This is a genomic window from Micromonospora sp. DT44, assembly GCF_049841635.1.
In the GTDB taxonomy this organism is placed as follows: Bacteria; Actinomycetota; Actinomycetes; order Mycobacteriales; family Micromonosporaceae; genus Micromonospora.
Map to the genome: position 1 here is coordinate 25784 of NZ_JBNCKS010000067.1, position 7502 is coordinate 33285.

5 protein-coding genes are annotated in these 7502 nt (G+C 70.1%); 4 read left to right on the forward strand and 1 reads right to left on the reverse strand.

Translation table 11 applies throughout. From position 1 onward, the window contains the following. Positions 1–15 precede the first annotated feature (15 nt). A complete protein-coding gene (locus ACLQ25_RS28440) occupies positions 16–1863 on the reverse strand; it encodes a thiamine pyrophosphate-requiring protein (RefSeq protein ID WP_425733828.1) in 1848 nt (615 codons plus the stop codon). Between the two features lie 119 nt (positions 1864–1982). Here ACLQ25_RS28440 and ACLQ25_RS28445 point away from each other — a divergent pair, with 119 nt between their 5' ends. The 4 genes from ACLQ25_RS28445 to ACLQ25_RS28460 form a co-directional block, all read left to right on the forward strand. Further along, positions 1983–2795, forward strand: a complete 813-nt coding sequence (locus tag ACLQ25_RS28445) for a TrmH family RNA methyltransferase (protein WP_425733829.1) — start codon at positions 1983–1985, stop codon at positions 2793–2795. A gap of 28 nt (positions 2796–2823) precedes the next feature. Continuing rightward, positions 2824–4275, forward strand: coding sequence for an argininosuccinate synthase (argG, locus tag ACLQ25_RS28450; protein ID WP_425733830.1), 1452 nt, complete (start codon positions 2824–2826; stop codon positions 4273–4275). 57 nt (positions 4276–4332) lie between these two features. Then, complete coding sequence (locus tag ACLQ25_RS28455; protein WP_425733831.1) at positions 4333–6090, forward strand: PucR family transcriptional regulator; 1758 nt, start codon at positions 4333–4335, stop codon at positions 6088–6090. Positions 6091–6397: 307 nt separating this feature from the next. Continuing rightward, the coding region (locus ACLQ25_RS28460; RefSeq protein ID WP_425733832.1) for a hypothetical protein at positions 6398–7502 on the forward strand (1105 nt) is incomplete at its 3' end.

Below are 7502 nucleotides of genomic sequence, written 5' to 3' on the forward strand. Positions count from 1 at the left end.
GGGGAAGGGGGCGGTTCAGCGCTCCCGGCGGCGGGGGCGGTAGCTGGCGATCGTCGCGGGCAGGCCGCGGCGGATGATGCCGGCCCAATCGGTGTCGCCGCGCAGGACCGCCGCCGCGGTCTTGCGGGCCTGCTCGGCGGTGAAGTGTGGCGGCAGCATCAGCTCGGCCGGGTCGACCAGCGCGTTGATGACCACCGGACGGTCGGCGGAGAGCGCCCGGTCCCAGACGCCCGGGATCTGATCCGGCGAGTCGACCAGCTCACCGCGTAACCCGAGCACCTCGGCCCACTGGTGGTAGCCGATGTCCGGGAGCTGTTGGCTGTCCGGGAACATCGGCGTCCCCTCCGAGGAACGCTGTTCCCAGCTGACGAACGCCAGATCCCGGTTGTTGAGCACCAGCACCACGAACCGTGGGTCGGCCCAGCCGCGCCAGTACTTCGCCACCGTGATCAGCTCGTTGACGCCGTTCATCTGCATGGCCCCGTCGCCGATCATCGCGATCAGCGGCCGGTCCGGGTGGGCGAACTTGGCGCTCAGCGCGTACGGCATCGCGCCGCCCATGGACAGCAGCGTGCCGGAGAGGCTGGCCAGCATTCCGGGCCGGACCTGCACGTGCCGGGCGTACCAGGCGGTCGCCGTGCCGCAGTCCACGGCGAGCATCGCATCGTCCGGGAGCCGATCGCTGAGGGTGCTGAACAGCAGTTGCGGGTTGACCGGGTCGGCGCTCTGCCCGGCCAGGTCGCGCTGGGCGCGTCGCCACGCCGAGGTGGCCCGGGCGATCTCCGCCCGCCAGGCGGTCGGCCCGGGGCCGGGGCCCAGCTCGTCCAGCAGCGCCCGCAGGGTGGGGCGGGCGTCGCCGGTCAGGTTCACCTCGGTCGGGTACCGCAGCCCGAGTTGCGTGCCGTCCAGGTCGATCTGCACCGCGCGGGCCTGACCGGGCGGCGGGTAGAACTCCGAGTACGGCATGTTGCTGCCGACGATCAGCAGGCGGTCGCAGCCGGTCATGAGCTGCCAACTCGGCCGGGTCCCGAGCAGCCCGATCGCGCCGGTCACCCACGGCTCACGGTGGTCGACGGTGGCGAAGCCGAGCAGCGCCGTGGCCACCCCGGCGCCGAGCCGGTGGGCGATCTCGCGCACCTCGGCCTCGGCCCCCAGCGCGCCCTGCCCGACCAGCATGGCCACCCGCTCGCCGCCGCGCAGCACCTCGGCGGCGCGGCGCAGGTCGGCCGTCGGCGGGGCGGTCGGCGTGCTGCTCGGCACGTTGCTGGTGTGGTAGTAGCCGTGCGCGTGCGGGGGATCCACGACGGCCGGCTCGTCCTGGATATCCGAGGGGAGTACCAGCGCGGTCACCGTCCGCCGGGCCAGCGCCGTGCGGCACGCCCGGTCGACGAGGTGGCGTACCTGCGCGGGGTGGTCGAGCTGGGCCAGGAAGGCCGCCGCCACGTCCTTGTAGAGGGCCAGCAGGTCGACCTCCTGGTAGTAGCCGCCGCCCTCGGCGGTGACCGCCGTGTGCCCGAGCAGGGCGACCACGGGTTGGTGGTCGAGCTTGGCGTCGTACAGGCCGTTGAGCAGGTGGATGGCGCCGGGGCCGCTGGTCACCAGCGCGCAGCCCAGGGGCCCGCCGCCGTACTTGACGTGCGCGGACGCGGCGAACCCGGCGGTCTCCTCGTGCCGCACCTGGACGAACTGGGCGCGTTCGTTGGTGCGTTGCAGGGCCGAGGTGATGCCGTTGATGCCGTCTCCTGGATAGCCGAAGTACCGACGTACGCCCCAACTGAACAGGCGGGAGACGATGTGGTCCGCGACGGTCGGACGGCGGGGCAGGGTGCCCCCTTCGGCCGCTGCCGTGTGCTCTGCGCTCACCTGGCTGGTCCTCCCCGTGGCGTCCGGTTCCCCACCGGTCGTTCCCCTTCTCGACCGGACAAAACACCCCCGCCGGGCGGACGTCGGGGCTGCTGCCCGCCGTCCGGCAGAATTGTCGGGTGCCCGTCCACCAGATCACCGACCCCGACGACGACCGGATCGCCGACTACCGCGCGCTCACCGACGTCGAGCTGCGCACCCGCTGGGAGCCTCCGCACGGCCTGTTCATCGCCGAAGGCGAGCTGGTGCTGCGCCGGGCGCTTCGCGCCGGCTATCCGGCCCGGTCGTACCTGGTCGACGCCAAGCGCGTCGACCAGCTCGCCGACCTGGACACCGGCGACGCGCCCGTCTACGCCGCCACCCAGGACGTGCTGCAACGGGCCACCGGCTTCCACGTGCACCGGGGGGTGCTGGCGTCCTTCCACCGCCGTCCGTTGCCGACGGCGGCCGAGGTGCTCGCCGGCGCGCGCCGGGTGGTGATCCTCGAGGACGTCAACAACCACACGAATCTGGGCGCGATCTTCCGCGGTGCCGCCGCGTTGGGCGTCGACGCGGTGCTGCTGTCGCCGTCCTGCGCCGACCCGCTCTACCGGCGCAGCGTACGGGTGAGCATGGGGGAGGTCTTCGCGCTGCCGTACGCCAAGCTCGACCGCTGGCCGGCGGGTCTCGACGAGGTTCGGGAGGCGGGGTTCGCCGTCCTCGCCATGACGCCCGCGCCGGACGCCGTACCCATGCAGCGGTTGACCCCGGCGCAGCGCGAGCGGGCGGCGCTGCTGCTGGGCGCCGAGGGGCCCGGCCTGACGGCGGCGGCGCAGGCGGCCAGCGATGTGCGGGTGGTCCTGCCGATGCGGCGCGGAGTGGACTCGTTGAACGTCGCCGCGGCGGCGGCTGTGGCGTTCTGGGAACTGGGACGCGGCGATCCGCTTGCATGACCATGCGTCTTGTTGAATAATCTTCCCCGTGTCCAAGGTTCTCACCTCCCTGCCCTCCGGCGAACGTGTCGGCATCGCCTTCTCCGGCGGCCTCGACACCTCGGTCGCGGTCGCGTGGATGCGCGACAAGGGCGCCATTCCCTGCGCCTACACCGCCGACATCGGCCAGTACGACGAGCCCGACATCGCCTCGGTGCCCGGTCGCGCGCTCAGCTACGGCGCCGAGTTGGCCCGCGTGGTCGACTGCCGCGCCGCCCTGGTCGAGGAGGGCCTCGCCGCGTTGACCTGCGGGGCCTTCCACATCCGCTCGGGCGGGCGGGCATACTTCAACACCACCCCACTGGGCCGGGCCGTCACCGGGACCCTGCTGGTGCGGGCGATGATCTCCGACGACGTCCAGATCTGGGGCGATGGCTCCACCTTCAAGGGCAACGACATCGAGCGGTTCTACCGCTACGGCCTGCTGGCCAACCCGATGCTGCGCATCTACAAGCCGTGGCTCGACACCGACTTCGTCACCGAGCTGGGTGGGCGCAAGGAGATGTCCGAGTGGCTGATCGAGCGCGGCCTGCCCTACCGGGACAGCACCGAGAAGGCGTACTCCACCGACGCCAACATCTGGGGCGCCACGCATGAGGCGAAGACCCTGGAGCACCTCGACACCGGCATCGAGACGGTCAGCCCGATCATGGGCGTCCGGTTCTGGGACCCGTCGGTGGAGATCCCCACCGAGGACGTCACGATCGGCTTCGACCAGGGCCGCCCGGTGACGATCAACGGCAAGGAGTTCGGCGGCGCCGTCGACCTGGTGCTGGAGGCCAACGCCATCGGCGGCCGGCACGGCCTGGGCATGTCCGACCAGATCGAGAACCGGATCATCGAGGCCAAGAGCCGGGGCATCTACGAGGCGCCCGGGATGGCGCTGCTGCACATCGCGTACGAGCGGCTGGTCAACGCCATACACAACGAGGACACCCTGGCCAACTACCACAGCGAGGGTCGCCGCCTCGGCCGCCTCATGTACGAGGGTCGCTGGCTGGACCCGCAGGCGCTGATGCTGCGCGAGTCGTTGCAGCGCTGGGTCGGTACGGCGGTCACCGGTGAGGTGACACTGCGGCTGCGCCGGGGCGAGGACTACTCGATCCTGGACACCACCGGCCCCGCGTTCAGCTACCATCCGGACAAGCTGTCGATGGAGCGCACCGAGGACTCGGCGTTCGGCCCGTCGGACCGGATCGGCCAGCTCACCATGCGCAACCTCGACATCGCCGACTCGCGGGCCAAGCTGGAGCAGTACGCGAACCTCGGCATGGTCGGCGGGGTGGCCCCCCAGCGGATGGTCGGCGCCGCGCAGGCGGCCTCCACCGGGCTGATCGGGGCGATGCCACAGGGCGGCGCGGAAGCCATCGCCTCCCGGGGCGTCTCCTCCGCCGACGACGCTGCCCTCGACCGCGCTGCGATGGAGTTCGGCGTCGACTGAGCCCCGCTCACCCGTGACGCCGGTGTCAGGTCGAGATCCGGCGTCACGGAGGGTAGCGTGTCGGCCGTGTTCCCTACCGTCCGTGAGGTCCTCGCTCTGGACCCGGTCCGCCACGGCGCACCGCGCATGGTCGCCGGGGACGCCGGGCTGGACCGGCCGGTCCGCTGGGTGCACGTCGCCGAGGTGCCGGACATCGCCACCCTGCTCGGCGGTGGCGAACTGGTGCTCACCACAGGCATCGGCCTACCCGGGGACGACGCGGGGCTGCGCGCGTTCATCGGCGACCTGGCCGACGTCGGTGTCTCCGGGCTCGTCGTCGAGCTGGGCCGCCGCTACGTCAGCGGGGTGCCCCGGGTGATGGTCGCCGCCGCCGAGCGGCGCGGGCTGCCCCTGGTGGAGCTGCGCCGGGCCACCCCGTTCGTACGGATCACCGAGGCGGTGCACGCGCTGATCGTCGACGCGCAGCTCACCGAACTCCGCGCCACCGAGGAGATCCACCAGCGCTTCAACGATCTGTCCGTCGAGGGTGCCGACGCCGGCGAGGTCATCCGGCAGACCGCCGAACTGTCCGGTTGCCCCGTGGTGCTGGAGAACCTGTCCCGGCAGGTGCTGGGGTACGACCCGGCCGGACAGAGCGCCGAGATGCTGCTGGACGGCTGGGAGCAGCATTCCCGGCGGATCCGACCGGCCGGGCGAAGCGCGTACGACCTGGACAGCGGCTGGCTGGTGACTGTCGTCGGCGCCCGGGGGCAGGACTGGGGTCGGCTGCTGTTGCGCTGGCCCGCCAGCGGGGACGTGGCCACCCACCGGGCCAGCGAGCCGACCGCCGGACCGCCCACCCGGCTTACCATCCTGATCGAACGGGCCGCGTCCACCCTCGCGCTGGGCCGACTGATCCGCCGCGACGCCGAAGGGCTGGAACGGCAGATCCACCGCACCCTGCTCACCGCCCTGCTCGACCACTCCCGGCCGGTGGACGAAGTCGCGCTGCGCGCCAAGGCGCTCGGCGTGGTGCTCGACCGCCGGCACCTGGTCGGCGTGATGGTCCGCCACCGGACTGAGGACCCGGTCGGGGAGAGTGGCCCGGAGGCGGGACAGGCCCGGCTGCGGGACCTGTCCGAGGCGGTCGGCCAGGCGCTGCGGGAGGCGAAACTGACCGCGCTGACCAGCGCTGTCGACGACAACTCGGTGGGCGCGCTGCTGGCCCTGACCGACGCGGCCGCCGAGGATCGCGCGCTGTCCGCGTTCGCCAGCGCACTTCGTCGGGTACGCCTCGAAGCCGGCACGGGCCGGGCGACACCCGGAGCCGAGGCGTCCCGAACGGCGTCCGGTGCCGACCCGTCCCGGGGTGGCGGCGGTGCTCCCGGTGGGGTCATCGTGGCCGCCGGGTCTGGTGTGGGCAACCTGCGGGAGGCGCGACGATCGCTTGTCGAGGCGCGACAGATCGCCGAGGCGGCCCGACGGGACCGACGGGACCTGCCGATCTTCCGGCTGCCGCACGTCGGCCTGGCCGGGCTGCTGCACCTGCTGCGCGACGAGCCCCGGTTGCAGACCTTCGTGGAGCGCGAACTCGGTGCCCTGCTGGAGTACGACGCCCGGCATCCCCGGGAGCAGTTGCTCGGCACGTTGCGCGCGTACCTGGCGCAGGGCCGCAACAAGACCGCTGGTGCTGCTGCCGCCCACCTGTCCCGACCCGCGTTCTACGAACGTCTGGCCCGCATCGCCCGCATCCTGAACGTGGACCTCGACTCGGTCGAAGCCACAGTCTCCCTCCATGTGGCCCTGCTGGCCCTGGAAGCAGTCCGAACCCCCTGACGAACCCTTCTTGATCAGCCGGACGGATCCGCCGTCCGATGCCTATCTCGGACTTGTTGTTGGGCACGGCTTGAACCTAAGGCCACTTCGACCCGTAGGACGACCGAAGCGTCATCAGGGTGTAGGGGCGGGGGACACAGCGGGAGCCCGCCACCCGCCGACCACTCCCGGCGGGCACCCGGCACACGTAGGGGGGCTCCAGGATCATAACCGAGCCCATGGTGGTTGCCGGCGGCTACGTCACGTACGTCGGCCGCACTTCTGAGTCACCGAGTCCCGGTCACTGAAAGAACAGAGAGGACGTCTCATGGCTTATAGGAAGAGGACCGAAGAAGAGTGGGTAGCGTTCGACGAGATAGCACGAGAATACTACGGAGATGGCCAAGAAAATCTGCTGACAGCCCCTTCGGCAGAGTACGAGAGGTGGGCCACCAACGGGATTTTGGTACACCTCGGACGAGATCTTTATGATTGGCGGCGGGAGGGCCGGCAGATTCCCGGTGACATGCCCCAGTACCTGAAGGATTTTTTGGAGAGTTGCGGAGCGATCGGCGGTCTGGCGAAGGCGGTAGCGTCCCGCACTGTTAAGTCCAGTAGTGGCGCTAGGTGGGAGGCGTTCGCCGAGATAGCACGAGAATACTACGGAGATCGCCAAGAAAATCGGCGGATAATCCCCCCGAAAACATACGAGAGGCGGGCCACCAACGGGATTATGGTACACCTCGGACAAAATCTTTATGATTGGCGGCGGGCGGGCAAGACTGTTCCGAAGAGCATGCCCAAGGATCTGAAAGATTTTTTGGAGGGTCGCGGAGCGATCGGCGACGCGGCGAAGGCGGCCGTGTCCAGCGCTGTTAAGTCTGGTAGTGACGCTAGGTGGGAGGCGTTCGGCGAGATAGCACGAGAATACTACGGAGATCGCCAAGAAAATCGGCGGATAATCCCCCCGCAAACATACGAGAGGGAGGCCACCAACGGAATTATGGTACACCTCGGACGAGATCTTTATGATTGGCTGCGGGAGGGCAAGACTGTTCCGAAGAGCATGCCCAAGGATCTGAAGGATTTTTTGGAGAGTTGCGGAGCGATCGGCGACGTGGCGAGAGCGGTCGCGCCCAGGCGCAGACGTGGGCGAAAGAAAGGTGATAAGGGGCGGGAGGTGTCGGCGCTTGTTTCTGAGGGTGCGAATGTGGTGTCGGGGGTTTATGGGGAGCGGGTCCCTGAGGGGTTGGGGTATTCGGCTGGTTATGGGGGGCTGTACGAGGGTGCCGGGTGGGAGTCGGTTCCGCAGGGGGTGATGGGGTCTGTGCAGCAGTCGGCCGGTGGGGAGTATTCCGACGGTGGCGCGTATTCGTCTGGGTATGGGGGGCGGGTTCCTGACCGGGTTGGTACCCCGCCTGGTCATGAGAGGC